The sequence below is a fragment of the Prescottella sp. R16 genome, from assembly GCF_030656875.1.
GTDB lineage: Bacteria > Actinomycetota > Actinomycetes > Mycobacteriales > Mycobacteriaceae > Prescottella.
The window spans coordinates 2,291,697-2,307,136 of sequence record NZ_CP130943.1; the positions used below are offsets into that span (position 1 = coordinate 2,291,697).

20 protein-coding genes are annotated in these 15,440 nt (G+C 66.5%); 12 read left to right on the top strand and 8 right to left on the bottom strand.

The genetic code is table 11. The annotated features are described in order from the left end of the window. Positions 1 to 11: 11 nt before the first annotated feature. Complete coding sequence (locus Q5696_RS10810; protein WP_305091371.1) at positions 12 to 1,079, bottom strand: metallophosphoesterase; 1,068 nt, start codon at positions 1,077 to 1,079, stop codon at positions 12 to 14. A 111-nt stretch (positions 1,080 to 1,190) separates the two neighbouring features. Here Q5696_RS10810 and Q5696_RS10815 point away from each other — a divergent pair, with 111 nt between their 5' ends. Continuing rightward, the gene (locus Q5696_RS10815; RefSeq protein WP_305091372.1) at positions 1,191 to 1,574 is read left to right on the top strand and encodes a PPOX class F420-dependent oxidoreductase; all 384 of its coding nucleotides are present in this window, start codon (positions 1,191 to 1,193) and stop codon (positions 1,572 to 1,574) included. Between the two features lie 86 nt (positions 1,575 to 1,660). Here Q5696_RS10815 and Q5696_RS10820 read toward each other — a convergent pair whose 3' ends face one another. Next, complete coding sequence (locus Q5696_RS10820; protein ID WP_305091373.1) at positions 1,661 to 3,262, bottom strand: ABC transporter substrate-binding protein; 1,602 nt, start codon at positions 3,260 to 3,262, stop codon at positions 1,661 to 1,663. A 209-nt stretch (positions 3,263 to 3,471) separates the two neighbouring features. After that, on the bottom strand, positions 3,472 to 4,134 hold the full coding sequence (locus Q5696_RS10825) for a TetR/AcrR family transcriptional regulator (protein WP_305091374.1): 663 nt from the start codon (positions 4,132 to 4,134) through the stop codon (positions 3,472 to 3,474). Between the two features lie 454 nt (positions 4,135 to 4,588). Here Q5696_RS10825 and Q5696_RS10830 point away from each other — a divergent pair, with 454 nt between their 5' ends. From Q5696_RS10830 to Q5696_RS10845, 4 genes are all read left to right on the top strand, one after another. Further along, positions 4,589 to 5,491, top strand: coding sequence for a TauD/TfdA dioxygenase family protein (locus tag Q5696_RS10830; RefSeq protein WP_305091375.1), 903 nt, complete (start codon positions 4,589 to 4,591; stop codon positions 5,489 to 5,491). A 127-nt stretch (positions 5,492 to 5,618) separates the two neighbouring features. Then, positions 5,619 to 5,753 carry a hypothetical protein gene (locus Q5696_RS10835; RefSeq protein WP_305091376.1) on the top strand — a complete coding sequence of 45 codons (135 nt, stop codon included), beginning with the start codon at positions 5,619 to 5,621 and terminating at the stop codon, positions 5,751 to 5,753. A gap of 3 nt (positions 5,754 to 5,756) precedes the next feature. Next, the gene (locus tag Q5696_RS10840) at positions 5,757 to 6,164 is read left to right on the top strand and encodes a hypothetical protein (RefSeq protein WP_305091377.1); all 408 of its coding nucleotides are present in this window, start codon (positions 5,757 to 5,759) and stop codon (positions 6,162 to 6,164) included. Between the two features lie 27 nt (positions 6,165 to 6,191). Then, a complete protein-coding gene (locus Q5696_RS10845; protein ID WP_305091378.1) occupies positions 6,192 to 6,827 on the top strand; it encodes a hypothetical protein in 636 nt (211 codons plus the stop codon). A 1-nt stretch (position 6,828) separates the two neighbouring features. Here Q5696_RS10845 and Q5696_RS10850 read toward each other — a convergent pair whose 3' ends face one another. Continuing rightward, the gene (locus tag Q5696_RS10850; protein WP_305091379.1) at positions 6,829 to 8,031 is read right to left on the bottom strand and encodes a site-specific integrase; all 1,203 of its coding nucleotides are present in this window, start codon (positions 8,029 to 8,031) and stop codon (positions 6,829 to 6,831) included. Between the two features lie 353 nt (positions 8,032 to 8,384). Between Q5696_RS10850 and Q5696_RS10855 the strand changes: the two genes are divergently transcribed. Then, positions 8,385 to 9,446, top strand: a complete 1,062-nt coding sequence (locus Q5696_RS10855; RefSeq protein WP_305091380.1) for an alpha/beta hydrolase — start codon at positions 8,385 to 8,387, stop codon at positions 9,444 to 9,446. A 10-nt stretch (positions 9,447 to 9,456) separates the two neighbouring features. Here Q5696_RS10855 and Q5696_RS10860 read toward each other — a convergent pair whose 3' ends face one another. After that, positions 9,457 to 10,314: an alpha/beta fold hydrolase gene (locus Q5696_RS10860; RefSeq protein ID WP_305091381.1), complete on the bottom strand. Its 858-nt coding sequence runs from the start codon at positions 10,312 to 10,314 to the stop codon at positions 9,457 to 9,459. A 23-nt stretch (positions 10,315 to 10,337) separates the two neighbouring features. Further along, on the bottom strand, positions 10,338 to 10,898 hold the full coding sequence (locus tag Q5696_RS10865; RefSeq protein ID WP_305091382.1) for a sugar O-acetyltransferase: 561 nt from the start codon (positions 10,896 to 10,898) through the stop codon (positions 10,338 to 10,340). A 142-nt stretch (positions 10,899 to 11,040) separates the two neighbouring features. Between Q5696_RS10865 and Q5696_RS10870 the strand changes: the two genes are divergently transcribed. Then, positions 11,041 to 11,439, top strand: coding sequence for an SdpI family protein (locus Q5696_RS10870; RefSeq protein WP_305091383.1), 399 nt, complete (start codon positions 11,041 to 11,043; stop codon positions 11,437 to 11,439). Here Q5696_RS10870 and Q5696_RS10875 read toward each other — a convergent pair. Further along, positions 11,367 to 11,894, bottom strand: a complete 528-nt coding sequence (locus tag Q5696_RS10875; protein WP_305091384.1) for an HIT family protein — start codon at positions 11,892 to 11,894, stop codon at positions 11,367 to 11,369. The two genes, Q5696_RS10870 and Q5696_RS10875, sit on opposite strands and share 73 nt — an antisense overlap. Before the next feature lie 178 nt (positions 11,895 to 12,072). On the opposite strand from Q5696_RS10875, the gene Q5696_RS10880 reads away from it, so the two are divergent. The 4 genes from Q5696_RS10880 to Q5696_RS10895 all read left to right on the top strand — a co-directional run bounded on the left by Q5696_RS10880 (position 12,073) and on the right by Q5696_RS10895 (position 13,877). Further along, complete coding sequence (locus tag Q5696_RS10880) at positions 12,073 to 12,231, top strand: hypothetical protein (RefSeq protein ID WP_305091385.1); 159 nt, start codon at positions 12,073 to 12,075, stop codon at positions 12,229 to 12,231. An 84-nt stretch (positions 12,232 to 12,315) separates the two neighbouring features. Beyond that, positions 12,316 to 12,711, top strand: coding sequence for a tautomerase family protein (locus tag Q5696_RS10885; RefSeq protein ID WP_305091386.1), 396 nt, complete (start codon positions 12,316 to 12,318; stop codon positions 12,709 to 12,711). Positions 12,712 to 12,789: 78 nt separating this feature from the next. After that, positions 12,790 to 12,945 (top strand): hypothetical protein, encoded by a 156-nt coding sequence (locus tag Q5696_RS10890; RefSeq protein ID WP_305091387.1) that lies wholly within the window; start codon positions 12,790 to 12,792, stop codon positions 12,943 to 12,945. A gap of 92 nt (positions 12,946 to 13,037) precedes the next feature. Further along, complete coding sequence (locus Q5696_RS10895) at positions 13,038 to 13,877, top strand: alpha/beta fold hydrolase (RefSeq protein ID WP_305091388.1); 840 nt, start codon at positions 13,038 to 13,040, stop codon at positions 13,875 to 13,877. A gap of 54 nt (positions 13,878 to 13,931) precedes the next feature. Here Q5696_RS10895 and Q5696_RS10900 read toward each other — a convergent pair whose 3' ends face one another. Next, a complete protein-coding gene (locus Q5696_RS10900; RefSeq protein ID WP_305091389.1) occupies positions 13,932 to 14,198 on the bottom strand; it encodes a helix-turn-helix domain-containing protein in 267 nt (88 codons plus the stop codon). A gap of 93 nt (positions 14,199 to 14,291) precedes the next feature. On the opposite strand from Q5696_RS10900, the gene map reads away from it, so the two are divergent. After that, positions 14,292 to 15,080, top strand: a complete 789-nt coding sequence (gene map, locus Q5696_RS10905; protein WP_305091390.1) for a type I methionyl aminopeptidase — start codon at positions 14,292 to 14,294, stop codon at positions 15,078 to 15,080. Positions 15,081 to 15,440 lie beyond the last annotated feature (360 nt).

Genomic DNA, 15,440 nt, shown 5'->3' on the forward strand with positions numbered 1-15,440 from the left:
AGCTGCCGCGCCTACAGTCGGCGGTCGAATGCCAGCGTCGGTGCGGCCGTGGGGATGTCGACGGTGTAGGCCCGCAGCCGCACCGAGTCCGCCGACAGATCCATGGTCATGAAGCCGACATCGTCGAAGTTCTGGTACAGATTCGCCCGGTCCGGCCGGGAGGACTTGCCGTGGCTGTTCTTCCCGGCGGCGCCGGAAACGATCTGCCGGGTGCCCTTGGACGCGACGGTCGGGTCCAGGACCTGCAGGGAGTGATCGTGTCCGGACAGGATGAACTGGCACCGTCCGACGACGTGGTCCTCGTAGAAGCGTTTGGCGTGGACGCCGTTCATCGGTTCGAGTGGGATGCCGTCGTATTCCCCGGCGTCGCCGTGCGAACCGTTGCTGAGGTACGGGTGGTGGGTGCACGCGATCTTCCACCGGGCGGGGGAGTCGGCGATCGCCCGGTCCAGCCACGCCCGCTGCTCGGTCATGAACTGCCCGTGCACCGCCCAGTAGTCGACGAACAGCGGCGGAATGTACGCGGCCAGCGGGTTGAGGTCGAGGACGAAGAACTCGACCACCGGATCGTCTTCGGGAATGCGCACCGAGTAGTAGCGCGACGGCATCCACCACCTGCGGGACAGCCCGTGGTAGGCGACCTCGTCGTCGCCGCGGAGCAGCCAGCCGCCGTCCCCGGGGACGATTGCACTGTTGTCGTGGTTGCCCTGCACCATCACCCACGGGAAGTCGAGGCCGTGGTTGGGGTTCTCGAACTTGTCGGCGAACTGGCCGTCCCCGCTGCCGTGCGGCCCGGATTCGTAGATGTTGTCGCCGAGCCCGAGTGCCAGGTCGAACGGCTGGTCCCGGTGCACGCTGCGGATCGCGTCGGCCACCGCCCACTGGGCGGGCAGCCCGGTGCCGGCGTCCCCGGTGACCAGGACCCGCGCCCTGTTTCCGGTTGGAAACGGGAATTTGTCGACGACGGGAGCGGGGGCGGCGGACGCGGGCGGCGCCGTCGCCGCCAGGGCTGCGGCGGCCCCGGTTGCGCCGGTGGCGGCGAGGAAACGGCGGCGGCTGAGCGGATCGAGTGCGGTCACGATGCCTCAGCAAACCCGACAATGGACGGTCGTTCAACAGGAATCGCCGATCCCGACGACAAGTTCATGCGACATTCACCCCGCCGCAGCGCTGCTGCGTACCCTGAGCAGATGACTGCCACCCTCGCTGAGATCGGTGCCGCGAAATACGTTCTGCTGACCACGTTCCGGAAGGACGGCACCCCGGTGCCGACGCCGTTGTGGGCGGCGATGGACGGTGACCGGCTGCTGATGTGGACGGTCACCGACTCGTGGAAGGTCACACGGATTCGCCGCACCCCGCGCGTCACGATCGGGGTGTGCGACGTCCGCGGCAACCCGAAGGGCCCGCAGATCGCCGCCACCGCAACGATCCTCGACGACGCCGGCACCGAGCAGGCTCGTGCGGCGATTGCCCGCAAGTACGGGATCCTCGGCTGGATCGGTGTCAAGAGCAGCCTGATCCGGCGGGGACGGAAGGGGACGGTGGGGGTGGCGGTCACCGTCGAAGGGTGAGGCGAGGACGGTCCGCGGCTCTCGGGACCATGCGACTGGGTGGCGCCGGTGCCGTCGTACCGGCGCCACCCAGTCGAGATATCGGGTCAGTTCTTCCGGAATGCCTTGTCGAACAGGATGATTCCGTCGACGGTCGGGTTCGCGCGGTACACGTTCGGTGACCAGGCGACGTAGTTGGTGGCGGCACCCCACGAGAGGAACGGCTGGTCGGTGTTCACGAGCTTTTGGATGTCGTCGACAGCGGCCCGTTTGACGGTCTCGTCGGGAGCGGAGAGCACTTCGCTGAGCAGCGCGTCCATCTCCGGGTTCTTGTAGCCGAGAACGTTGTTCGTCGATGTGCTGTGCAGGGAGCTGAACAGACGGATCTCGGGAGTGCTGTCGGTTGCGCCGGAGCCACTGACGGTCATGTCGAAATTGCGGTCGACGTAGAGCCGCTCGACCATGTCGGTGGCGCTGCCGACGGTCTCGATTGAGACATCGAAACCGACCGCGTTCATCTGTGCCTGCACGGCCAGCGCAAGCTGCTGGGCATCCGGATCGTTGATGCCGATATAGGTGATCCTGCCATCGAAGCCGTCGGCCTTGGCCTGCTCGAGCAGCGCCGCGGCTTTCGAGGGATCGGGAGACAGGCCGGAGGTGTCCCCGTGCCACTGTGACCACGGCTGGAACATGTCGGTGCCCGGCATACCCTGCCCACCACGCGCACGCTGATCCAGGACCTCGGGGTCGACGGCATACGCGATGGCCTGACGGACTCGCGGGTCGGCGCCCGGGCGGCCCTCCGCGTTGTTGAGCTGGCCGACCATCATCATGCTGATGGTTTCGGTGTAGCCCGGGAATTGGTCTTTGGCCGCGTTCACGGTCTCCGCGTTGCGGAGGAAGATCATGTCGACACCCTCGGTCTTCAGCGCGTCGACCTTGGGCTGCTCGCCGGTGATCGCGACGAACTTCAGGCCCGCGAGATTCGGGGCACCTCCCCAGTAGTCCGGACGGGCGGCGAGCTGCAACTCCTGCTGGGGTCGGAGGCTGGTGACCGTGAACGGACCGGCACCGATCGGGGTGAACTTGTCGCCCTGCTGCGAGGACGGGGCCACGATCATGCCGTGCCCGTACGCCAGCATCGCCGGGAACGTTCGCCACGGCTGGTTCAACGTGAACACGACGGTCGACGCGTCCGTGGCCTCGGTGCTCTTCACCATCTGCTGGAAGAGCTGCGAGTTGGCACCGCGTCGCTGGTTGTAGCGATCGATGCTCGCGACGACCGCGTCCGCGTTCAGCGGAGTGCCGTCGCTGAAGGTGACGTTGTCGCGCAACGACATGGTCCAGGTGAGAAAGTCGGGGCTTTCCTCCATGGACTTCGCGAGCTGCGGCTCGAAGGTCTGCGTCCCGGTGTCGTACCGCATCAACACGTCGTAGACGGCCGCCATCTCGGAACCACCCGTCGCTCCGGCCGGCTGCGTCACGGTCGGATCCAGGCTCGCCACCGGCGCATAGACGGCGTAGCTGAGCGTGCCACCCGACACCGGGGTACCGCCGTCACCCTGATCACCCAGGACGCCCAAGGTCGTCGTCGCGCCGGACGAGTTGTCCTTGCTGTCACCGTCGGCGCTCGCGCAGCCGGTGAGGGCGACGGCACCGACGGTGACCATCGCCAGCATGCGGCCGACCCTTCTCGAATACTTGCTCATGTAGGAATCTCCCAGGTGTAGGTCGAATCGTGCGTGCCGGTGTGTCCGCACTGCTCGAATGACATCGGAACGAAAAGGCCATGCCGGAGGAACCGGCTCCGACCCCGCGAACCCCTCGTGAGACAGCGCTCCGGAATGCGCATGCCGCGGCTCAGCCGGCGTGGAGGCCCGCCGGCTGTACAGGAACTACCTCCGGGTAGTCGTCTCGGTCAGAGTTCGCCGGGTGCCGGCGCGGAGAGCGGTGACGTGACGAGACTGCTCGGCGCGGTGAGTGCGGCGGTACCCATATCGACGAGGTTGTTCATGAAGGCGTTGTTGTCGATTCCCGACTCCACGCCACGCTCGAGGTCCTCGGCACGACTGGCGAGAGCAGCGAGGGCCATGTCGATCCACACCCCCAAACGCTCGTCGCGCAGCGACTCCGGAAGGTGCCGAAGCCGGGACTGGAGCTGCGCGTACGCCCACTGCAGATCGTCGGCACTGTCCGCGTTGAGCGTGTGGTGCGTACGCACTTCGCTCCGATGCCGAATGTGGAGCAGGATGCGCAGGAAATTCCGTCCACTCTCGCTGTCGAGCTGAAAAGCCAACGGCCACATGGACACCACCAGAAGTTCCTCGATCGAGGGAACCTTGCCCACCAATGCGGAAACGAGCTCACGTCGCCGGGCGTCCGTCTCGGTGCGATGCCTCGCGAGCACTGCCGTCAGCAGCGTTTCCCGAGATCCGAAGTGGTAATGCAATGCCGAGTTGTTGGATTGGCCCGCGACCCGGTTGATCTCACGGAGGTTGGCCTGCTCCACACCCTGCACTGCGAACACCTTCTCGGCAGCGTCGATCAGCCGTTCTCGTGTTGCCGAACCATCGCGTGCCATGGGGCAGATTCTAGGGTTCGGCGCCGACGGCCGTCGGCGCCGGATCGGAATGTCGGCCCGGTCTCGGCAGCGCGACGGTACGGGTGTTCGCCATGGTGGTCTCCTCGGGTCTCGGCACCGGCCCGCCCGAGCGGACCGGAAGGTGTGCAACACGCAACGAAGCCCGTTCGCGGTGATCCGGGCCACATCATAGTAAGTCGATTGAACGATAAAGGAAGAGTCATCTCACGTTGTGAGATTTCTCGATTCTCCCTGGTTCGTGTCGCCCTGGGTGACCTTCTGAATCGAAAGATGCTCACGAACAGGGGAGATGAGGGGGATTTCGTGGCGATTCCCGGGATGTCGGCGCGGCCATCTCGGACCCGGTCGCGCCCGACGCTCTTGACAGCCTCGGGCCCCTACCCCCTTACTAATCTCATTGATTTACTAAATTGCTGACCGGAAAGGGGATCGTATGACCATCGAGGTGCTGCCCGTCACCAACTCGATCGGAGCGGAGGTGCGGGGGGTGGATCTCCGCACCTGCGACGACACGACATTCGACGCGGTGCGCCGCGCGCTGCACGAGCACCAGGTGATCTTCCTGCGCGGCGCGCAGTTGGACCCGGAGAGCCACCTGGCCGTCGCTCGCCGTTTCGGCACGCCCAGCATCTTCCCGCTGGCTCGGCTCCAGGGCGCCACCGAGCCCAGCCTGCAGGTCATCACCGACGGGCCGGACAGTCCACCGACCGCCGAGATGTGGCACACCGACGTCACATGGATCTCGACTCCTCCGCGGTACGCGCTGCTGTGCGGCGAGATCGTTCCCGCGGCCGGCGGGGACACGTTGTGGGCGTCGATGACCGCGGCCTACGACGCGCTCTCGCCGACCATGCAGGAGATGCTCGCGGGACTCGAAATCGAACACACCACGGACAGTTTCGTCGACTCGATCCTCGAACGCGGCGGCGGAAGTTCCGAAGCGCGCGCGCTGGCAGATCGCTTGAACGACGCCTATCCGCGTGTCGTCAGGCACCCCCTGGTTCGTACGCACCCCGAGAACGGTCGCCGGATCCTGTTCATCGGCGGCCCCTCGATGGACCGCATCACAGGGATGCGTCGCGACGAAAGCGACGCCCTGCTGGGGTTCCTGCGAAATCACGTCACCGACGAGCGTTTCCAGTGCCGGTGGCGCTGGACCGCAGGAGACCTCGCCATCTGGGACGAGCGTTCGACGATGCACCGCGCTGCCGCGGATCATTTCCCGCAGCACCGCACCGTGCGGCGGATCGAGATCGACGGCGATCGACCGTACTTCGATCGGGACGCGCACCCCGCCGCGGTCGGTGAAGCCGATCGTGCGCCCCTGAACGCATAGCCGCCGGACCCTGAAAAGGGTCGAAGACGCCACGACACGATGGGGGGCGGCGGTAACGATCCAGCCGCGGCGGGAGATGAACCGGGAGATATACGTTATCCACCGAAGCATCGAGGAAAGGCAGACGATGGGTTCGAACGACATTGCAGCTCAGATCGGCACGTGGCTGCGCGACGGCATGCTCGACGGAAACCCCCTGGCCATCGCGGCGGCCGCGATCCTGGTCCCGCTCGGCATGATCTTCGGGTCGACGACGCTGTAGGAAGTGTCAGAGCGAGGGGCCCGCGGCGAGGTCGACGACCTCGCCGCGGGCCCCTCGCCTCTTCGCAGGTGGGGGCGGCGCATGCGGTGGGTGCGGATGGTCACGGGCGTCGTCGTCGGTGCCGCAGTGGGCATCCTGGTGATCCTGATGTCGCCGGCCGAGACGGTATGCGGGTACGGCTCGTACGCCGTGGACGCCTACATCGACGAACAACAGTGGTGGCCCCTGCCGGTGACGCGATGCACGACGGGAACGGTTGGCGGGCCCGCGGATTCGACGTGGGTCGTCGGCTGGGGATCGCTGCTCGTGCTCATGCTGGTGCTGGTGCTGGGTGCGGTACTGGCGACGGTGTCGGTCCTTGCGTTCCGCGTCGGTGACGACGGTTCCGGGTCGACTCGCCGCCGCCGGTGAGTCGACGGATTCGGCTACGGTTACCGCATGCCGCGGGGAAACATCGTGATCGACGCGTGGATCGACGGTGAGTCGGCTTTCTGCGTGGTCTACCGGTACGGAAACTCCCCGAAGACTCTCGGAATCCGGGTGACCGTGGACGGCGACCCGATGCAGCCGGCTGCCGACGATCCGGTGCAGTTCGGGCAAGAGGTCGCTACCGGCGACATCGGCGAACCGTTGGGGACGGTGGCCCGGAACCTGCGCCCGGACCCCGCCGGCATCCACTGGTGGGGATACCTGGACGAGCAGCTTCCGGTGAAGGGCGTCGAGGAACCTCGACCACGGCCGGACCGAGATCTTCAAGAGTCGATCCTTGCGGAGATGCGGGCCTTCGACGACTGGGTGTCCGTCGCCGACGTGTTGAAGGTGATGGGGACGACGTCGTTCGTCGCGGACCGTGCCGACGTGCGGGCGGTGCTGGACTGTGTCGACGCCAGCGAGCGATTGCGACTGGGCCGGGTGGGGGAGCGGTTCGAGGAGATCGGGAAACCGATTCCCGTTGCGGCCCTGGTCGATCGGATCTTCGCGGAGAACGGTCCGGCCGACCGGTCGGCGGCGATGATGGAGTTGTTCATCGACGACACCGGTGACGTCTGGGGTGCACCGGACCCGGGCCGGTGATTCAGAGGTCGAACCCGGCGACCGCGTTCCCGGTGAGCGGATTGTGTTCGCGCGCATAGATTTCCAGGGTGGCCGGGTTCTTGTGCCCGGTCTGGCGCATCACCTCGTGGGCCTGGGCGCCGTTGCGGAACGCCTGGGTGACGAACCCTGCGCGCAGCGAGTGCCCGCCGAGTTTCGCGATCTTCGTGGGGGAGAGGCCGGCGTCGCTGGCGGCCCGGCGGATGACGCCGTGGATGCCCTGCCCGGTCAGGGCGGTGTCGCCGAGGTTCCCGTTGACCCGCAGCGGCCGGAACACCGGCGTCACCGCGGCCGTGGGCTCGAGTATCGGGTAGGGGTCGTGGCAGACGTGCCTGCCGAACACGTCCGGGCCGTCCAATAGCTGTGCGATAGCGGCGCGACCACCGTGGTGGTGGGCGAGGACGACGTCGAGCCAGCGCCGGTACACGCACGGCGGGCAGGCGCGATGCCCGACCGCGAACGGGGTGGCCTTGACCATGCCGTCGCCGACCTGGTCGGTCTTCGACCGTCGGACCAGGATGTGCAGCCCGTCCTGCGGGTGCAGGGTGATGTCGCGCAGTTGCAGCCCGGACAGTTCCGAGCGGCGGAACGCGCCCAGGAAGCCGAGCAGGATGACCGCCGAATCGCGGCGTTCCCGTAGCCGGTCCTGCCAGGTGACTGCGTTCTCCCGCATCGTAGCGATGATGTAGCTGATCTCGTCGCCGAGGAGCGGTGCGACCCGTTTCGTCGGGCGTTCCCCGGCGGCGGCGTACGTGCGGCGCAGCCCGGCCAGGGTGTCCTTGACGATCTGGGTGCCGCCCGGGGCCGGACGTGAGCACGCCCGATGCCAGTAGTTGATCGACGCCACCCATCGGGTGAGTGTGTTGGTCGCGTACACGCGGTTCCCGGTCGGGGTGCGCTGTTCGGCGTGTTCGGTGAGGTAGTCGGCGACAGTGTGCGGGTGCGCGGGCATCGGCACGTGTCCGCGCTGCGCGCACCAGGCCCGGAACTTGTCCCAGTCTCCCCGATAGTTCCGCACCGTCGACGGTGAATGCCGCTGCTCGAGGGCCGCGACGATCCGGGCCTCGGCGTCGGACGACAGGACCGGGACGGCCGGCTCCGTCGCAGCACCGGTCCGGGCTGCCGGGGCGTCGACAACGGCGGGGAGCGCGGGTGCGGACGCGACGATCTCGCCGTGTTCGCTCACACCCGTACTCCTGTCCGTTGCCGCCGTCGGGGTGAGCCTACCGACGGGCACCGACAGTCCCGGACACCCGTCACCCGAACCCTTTTGCTGTCACAGTGACGAAATACGGGAGGGTGGTTACAAGGGGATTCGACGCACTTCCGCGGCGGCATCGACCCGTCGAATCGATGTCACGACGGGGTCCGCTGTGCGCGTTTCTGCCGTCGACCTCCCGTTTCTATGATGGCGCTAACTGCCATTAGCGTGAGTTGACTCCGGGACGTGTCGGGAGTGTGAATCGGCGGGTGAAGTCGGGTCCGCGGCTGCCCGTTTCGGGGGCCGGGGGCGGCCGCGGTGGGTAGGGTCCCGTCGGTATGTCGACTTCAGGGGAGGGTGTTCGAATGACGAGTGCGATGCGTGGGGGTGCCCGGGTGCTGGCGGCGGCGATCGCGGTGTCGGCGGTGACGTTGTCGGTCGGGCCCGCGACGGCGGCACCGGCGCCGGGCGGGCCGGAGACGACCGCGGCTACGGGGGCGTATCTGGCGACGACCACCACGAACTCGGACCGCAAGGTCACGATCGGGGTGTATTCGCCGGCGATGGGGCGCACCATCCCGCTCGAGGTGATCCTGCCCGCGGACCGGAGTCAGTCACGTCCGACGCTGTACCTGCTCAATGGGGCGGGTGGTGGGGAGGATTCGGCGACCTGGCAGCGCAAGACCGACATCCTGGACTTCTTCCGGGACAAGAACGTCAACGTCGTCACCCCACTCGAGGGGGCGTTCAGCTACTACACCGACTGGATCAAGGACGATCCGACACTGGGCCGGCAGAAATGGCAGACGTTCCTCACCGAGGAACTGCCGCCGGTCATCGACCGCGAGTTCGGCACCAACCGGGTCCAGTCGATCGCGGCGATCTCCATGACCGCGACCTCCGTGCTCAACCTGGCGATCGCCAAGCCCGGCTTCTACAAGAGTGTCGGCTCGTACAGTGGTTGCGCCGAAACCAGCACGTGGGCCGGACAGAACGCCATCCAGATCGTCACCGGGGGTCGCGGCGGCGCGGACATCACCAACATGTGGGGGCCGCTCGACGGGCCCGGCTGGGTCGCCAACGATCCGGTCGTCAACGCCGAAGGACTCCGCGGCACCGAACTGTACATCACCACCGCGTCCGGGCTGCCCGGACCGCACGAAAACCTGAACGCGCCCGGCATCAACGGCAGCCCCGCCGCGCTCGCCAACCAGGCCGTCGTCGGCGGTGTCATCGAGGCCGTCACCAACCACTGCACCGCGAACCTCGCCCGCCGCCTCGCCGACCTGCGCATCCCCGCCACCGTCGACTTCAAACCCGCGGGCACCCACTCGTGGGGCTACTGGCAGGACGACCTGCACAACTCCTGGCCCCTGATCGCCCGCTCGATGGGGATCTGACCGCACGGTGTCACGGGTGTTCGGTGACCGGACGATCGTCGATCCGGTCGCCGACCCGCGTCAGGTGGGCGCGGAGGGCCTGCGCGACGACGGCCGGGTTCTCGAGCATCGGGATGTGGCCGACACCCGGCAGGACCACGTCCTCGACATGGTCGGGAAGGGCGTCGAGCAGCCGCTGCATGCACTTCTTTCGGGTGAGGAAGGTGTCGAACTCGGACAGCATCACCGTCGTGGGTGCGGTCACCCGGCGAAGCGCCGGGTCGGTGAGTGGCCCGTCCCGGAGGAACGCCCACTGGATCGGCAGATAGACGGGACAGTGGGACACCGCCCGCAGGACGTTCGCCGCATCCTCCGCGGTGACCGCGGCGGTGTCCGTGCTGCAGTTCCGGATGATCGGCCGCTGGAAACGTTCGCTCGTGGCGGCCCGGTCGCCGAGCACTCGTGCGGCCGCGGCCAACGGAAACTGGGCGACGAAACCGGCACCGAGACGGAACTCGGTCCACGAGAAACGCGTCCAGCCGCCGCCCGGATTGACGGCGGCCAGGGACCGGGCCCGGCCGCGGCGCTCGAGTTCGAACCCCACCTGCCCGCCCAAGGAATTGCCGACGACATGGCAGGTGTCCCACCCGAGCACATCGAGGTCCCGTTCGATCCCGTCGGCGATCCCCCCGACCCCGAGTTCACGCATCCGAAGCCGCCGACCACCCCAATGCCCGGGCATCGTCAACGCCAGCACGTCGTAGTCGCGGGCCAGATCGGCCACCACGGCATGCCACACATGGTGGGAGAGCGTGAACCCGTGCAACAGCAGAACCGGCTCGCCGGACCCGGCCCGATATCCGGATGTCACCGTTCTCGCTGTCGCCATGATTCTTCGTAGCATGCCGGCCGTCAGGTCAGGGGTCGGATCACACGGCACGGGTTACCGGCGGCGAACACCTTTTCCGGAACGTCCCTCGTCACGACACTGCCTGCCCCGATCACCGTGTTGTCGCCGATAGTGACGCCGGGGCACACGATCACACCACCACCGAGCCACACGTTGTCGCCGATCGTGATCGGTGCCGCGGATTCCCAGCGTTGACGGCGCGCCTCGTGATCGGACATCGGATGCAGTGCGGTCAACAGTTGCGCCCGCGGATCGATCGACACGTCGTCGCCGATGGTGATCGGTGCGCAGTCGAGCAGAATGGCGTCGTAGTTGAGGAAGCTGTTCGCGCCGATCCGAACGTATTTGCCGTAGTCGCACTGGAACCGGGGCATGATCCAGGATCCTTCGCCCAGAAATCCGAGCAACTCGTCGAGGATCTCTCGCCTCACGGTGTCCTCGTCCGCAAGGGTCGCATTGAATCGGTCGAGGAGCCGCTGACAGGCCTTGCGGTCGGCCACGAGAACGTCGTCGTTGTCGCGGTACAAGTCTCCCCGCAGCATGCGGTCACGCTGTTCGCTCACGGCCTCCGACCCTACGTCGACTCGTCCCCGATGCCGGGGATCCAGGCGTGCAGACGTGTCAGCGCAGCCCAGTGTGGTGATGCAGACGTTCAGCGACATGTCGGTAAAGTCCGATACACTGCATTTTCCGATAGGAGGCTGGGTGGCAGACACATCCGACCTGTTGGGGCTGACGATCTCGATATCGTCGACGACGCTCCTCCTGGCCGGCGTTGCCGGCCTGATGCCACGCCTCGTCGGGGACGAACCGAACGCCGTAGCGGGTATCCGGACGAAAGCGACGATGTCCAGCGCCGAAGCCTGGCGGTCGGCTCATCGGGTTGCGCAGCCGATCCTGCGATGGACAGTGTGGACAGGCGTTGCAGGCTTGGGTATTCAGACCGCCATCGGTCTCGTGGCAGGATTCGCATCCGTGACGTCAGCCGTTGCCGCGGTGATCGTATGTGCGGCAACGTTCATCATCCTGATCTACGCGGCACTGAAGGGAAATGCTGCAGCGAAAGCAATGGAGCGCCGTCCCGGCGACACCTCCCGGTTCTGAGCCCGGCTGCTCGGACGGCTCGGAACCAGGAGATGGGTGGCGCGCGTCAGGAGACCAGGAAGAGAAGCATCGCGGTCAGCCGGATACAGCCACACCGGCATCCGCTTGTACTGCTCGGGTTCCCACTCGTAGCGGGGCCAGATGTGGGTATGGAGGAAAGTATCGGTGTTGCCGAGGATTTCGATGTTCACCCGGCGGAATCCGCTGTCGGCCTGCCGACATGCCGTCTCCACTGCGCAGGACAGGCGGTCGACGCTTTCCAGATAGGCGAGTCGGCGCGAACGAGGAAGATCGCTGAGCGCGGTGGTACCGGGATCGTCGGTCAGCAGGACGCTGTAGCCGGGCAACCACTGAACGTCACCGATCGCCGCGAACGCCTCGGGTAGGCGGGCGATCACCGTAAGATTCTCGCCACGCAATGCAGCATCGACCCGTGCCTGCTTCCAGTCGCTCATCGGTCGAGTGTGTCAGATACTCAGTCGCAGCGACGAATCAACGTGCAGGCAGCCATGTTTCCGTGGAATCAACCGGGAACTTCTGGGGGACAAGAGCTTTCGTGACAACCGGAGCTCCTGGACCGGAATGTCGGCGACACTACCCGGTCGAAATTTCGGACTTATGAGACCATTAGGCATGGAGCCTTTGAAGCCCTGGGAGATGGCCTGGCTGGCCAACCATCTGCGGAATTACCTCGTCAACGCCCGCAGGTTCGTCACCGGATGGCGCTTCACCGAGATCCCGACCACCGAACTGCCACACACCGACGACAGGCCTGACACCGGGAAGCGCTGAACCGGCGCCATCGCAGCAGTCGGGCGCCCGCCGGTCCAGCGATTTCGTCTCCTTCCCGACCGCGAAGCTGACAAGGTATCCGCTATGCCTACAGCCTTGATCGAGGTCCGCCGCCGCTACTCCGAGGCCGAAGAGGTGGCCATCATCGACGCGGTCCACGGCGCCCTCGTCGCTGCGTTCCTCATCCCGCCGAAGGACAAGCATGTGCGGCTCATCGCACACGAACCCCACAGGTTCGCCTGCCCTCCCGGGATCGCCGAACCGGAGTTCTGCACCATCGTGTCGATCGACTGCTTTGCGGGTCGATCGGGGGAGGCGAAGCGGACCCTCTATACCGAAATCGTCGACCGACTCGCGGCACTCGGTATCCCCCGAAATCATGTCACCATCACCCTCAGAGAGATCCAGCCCGAGAACTGGGGGATCCGAGGCGGGAAAGCCGCCTCCGACGTCGATCTGGGCTTCAACGTGCACGTATGACGTCGACTCCCGGACTTCCCGACAGTGCGCCAAAGATGTTGGCCAGCCGACATTTCGAACCTATGGGACCATCACGGCATGAACCTGCAGTTCTGGGAGTTGAGAGCGCTGACCAACCACCTGCGGAACTACCTCGTCGACGCCCGCAGGTTCGTCACCGGGTGGCGTTTCACCGAAATCCCGACCACCGAACTGCCGCACACCGACGGCAGCCCCGACACGGGTAAGCGCTGATTTTCGGTCCGAGCGTTCCCGGGTTCCGATGGTCGCGGCAGGGCGTGCCGAACACGACGAAAAGCCCTCCGGCCGGTGATTGAATACCGGCCATGGAACTCGTGGATACCGGGCATGTCCGTCTCGGCGTGGAGCGGCGCGGGGCGGGGCCTCCGGTCGTCCTGATCGGCGGGACCGGGATGCCGCCGATCGCGTGGGAGGTCTCCGGCCTGACGACCGCGCTTGTCGACGCCGGCTTCGATGTCGTCGCGTACGCATCGCGTGGTGTCGCACCGAGCGACGCCCCGTCACCACACTGCACCGTCGCCGATCTGGCCGCGGACCTGACGGCACTCGTCGACGCTCTCGGTATCGACCGGCGGCCGGCACTCATCGGATACTCCCTCGGCAGTTTCACTGCCGAGCACCTGCTCTCGGCCCACCCGGACAGGTTCGCCGCCGGGGTCCTCATCGCCGGGCCGGGACCGACGACACCGTTGCTGAGAGCAGTGGTGAACAGTGAGGCGACGCTGATCGACCGTCTCGGGGAGCTGCCCGCCGATGTGATGGCCATGCAGACCCTGCTCACGGCTCTGTCACCGGGCGCCCTGGCAGCAGCGGATCCGCTGGTCGAGCAGTGGGCCGAGATGACCCTCCACCAGGGGATGGTGTGGACATCGAACGACGGGGAGGTGGCACAGGCGCGCGCCTCACACACGTGGCTGCGTGACGACACCCGCATGGACCGTCTCGCCGGCATCCAAGCACCTGTTCTGGCGGTCGCGTTCGAACACGATCCGCTCCTCGGTCCCGTGCAGGCCCGCTCCGCTGTCGACCGGATCCCGAACGCCGAACTCTGCGTCGTTCCCGACGCGGGCCACGGCGGCGTCATGACCCACGCCGAGCAGGTCGCCCCGCCGATCGTCGAATTCCTGCTCCGTCACCATCGCTGACCCGGAACGTCGATGCCGGGGAGGACTCGTCATTCGTGACCGAGTCGACTCCGGTCAGCCCGTGCGCGGGAGGCTCAGGGGAGTGAGGCACGTGTCGGCGAGTTCGTCGAGCGACAGGGGGAGGACACGCGCCAACGCGGCGACGGTAGCGAACGCCGGGGTCGCCAATCGTCCCGTTTCGATCTTGCGGAGGGTTTCCGGGGAAATCGCTGCCGCGTGAGCTACCTCGGCGAGGGTTCGGGTTCCCCGGGCCTCTCGGAGCAGCATGCCGAGACGCTTGCCGGCGGCCAACTGTTCTGCTGTCAGCGGGAGACGCACCATGCCCGCAGCCTACCGTTTCGGTATGAAAATACCGTCCCGTCGACTAGATTGGTATTTTAATACCGATTCTGATCGATTGGGAGGACCTCTCTGATGCTGGAACTGAAGACCCCGAACGAGATCGCAGCGATGGCCGTCACCGGCGCCTTCATCGCCGAGCTGCTCGACGACCTCGCGCATCGGGCCCGGGTGGGAGTGAATCTGCTCGACCTCGAACATCGCGCCCGACAGCTGATCACACAGCGCGGTGCCGCATCGTGCTACTGGGACTACGCACCATCGTTCGGGCGGGGCCCGTTCCGCAACGTGATCTGCCTGTCGGTCAACGACGCGGTGCTGCACGGCCTGCCCCACGACTATGCACTGCGTGACGGTGACCTGTTGAGTATGGACATCGCCGTCGCCATCGACGGGTGGGTTGCCGACTCGGCACGCAGCCTCATCGTCGGCGAGCCGCGCCCCGAGGACCAACGACTGATCGAAGCCACCGAGAAGGCACTGGCAGCCGGCATTGCGGCAGCCCTGCCCGGAAACCGGCTGGGCGACATTTCCGCGGCCATCGGCTCCGTGGCGGCCGACTACGGTTACCCGGTCAACACCGAGTTCGGGGGCCACGGTCTCGGCCGCACCATGCACGAGGACCCGCACGTCCCGAATGTCGGCCGCGCGGGCAGAGGACTCCAACTACGCCCAGGGCTGACCCTCGCACTCGAACCATGGTTCGCCGCCGGCACCGACACCATCGTCTACGACCCCGACGGATGGACCATCCGCTCCGCTGACGGCTCACGCACCGCACACAGCGAACACACCATCGCGATCACCGACGGCCCGCCGCGCGTACTGACCAGTCGAGAGCACATCACCGCATCCAGGCCGTAGTCGGCACATTTTCCGTGCGGGATGTCCTTGCCACGTTCTCCGAGGACCTCGGGCTCTACTGACGCGACCTTCACCGTGCTCTACGCACGTGAACATGCTGCACCCCACCGTGCCTCACCCCTGCAACGTGCTGGTCAACCAGGTAGCACCGACCCCACCGAGAACGTCGGTACCGACATGGCGAGCACGACCGAACCCCACAGGATCGGATGGCCGACCGGTGTCCGCACACGAACGGTCCGGACGTCCGACCAGACTGCGGCACGTGTCGTGGACTGTTCTGGTCGGGAAACCTCAGACGTCGAGTGCGATTCATCCGGTTCGGCCCTATCGGCGATCCTCGACCAATCGTGTGACACG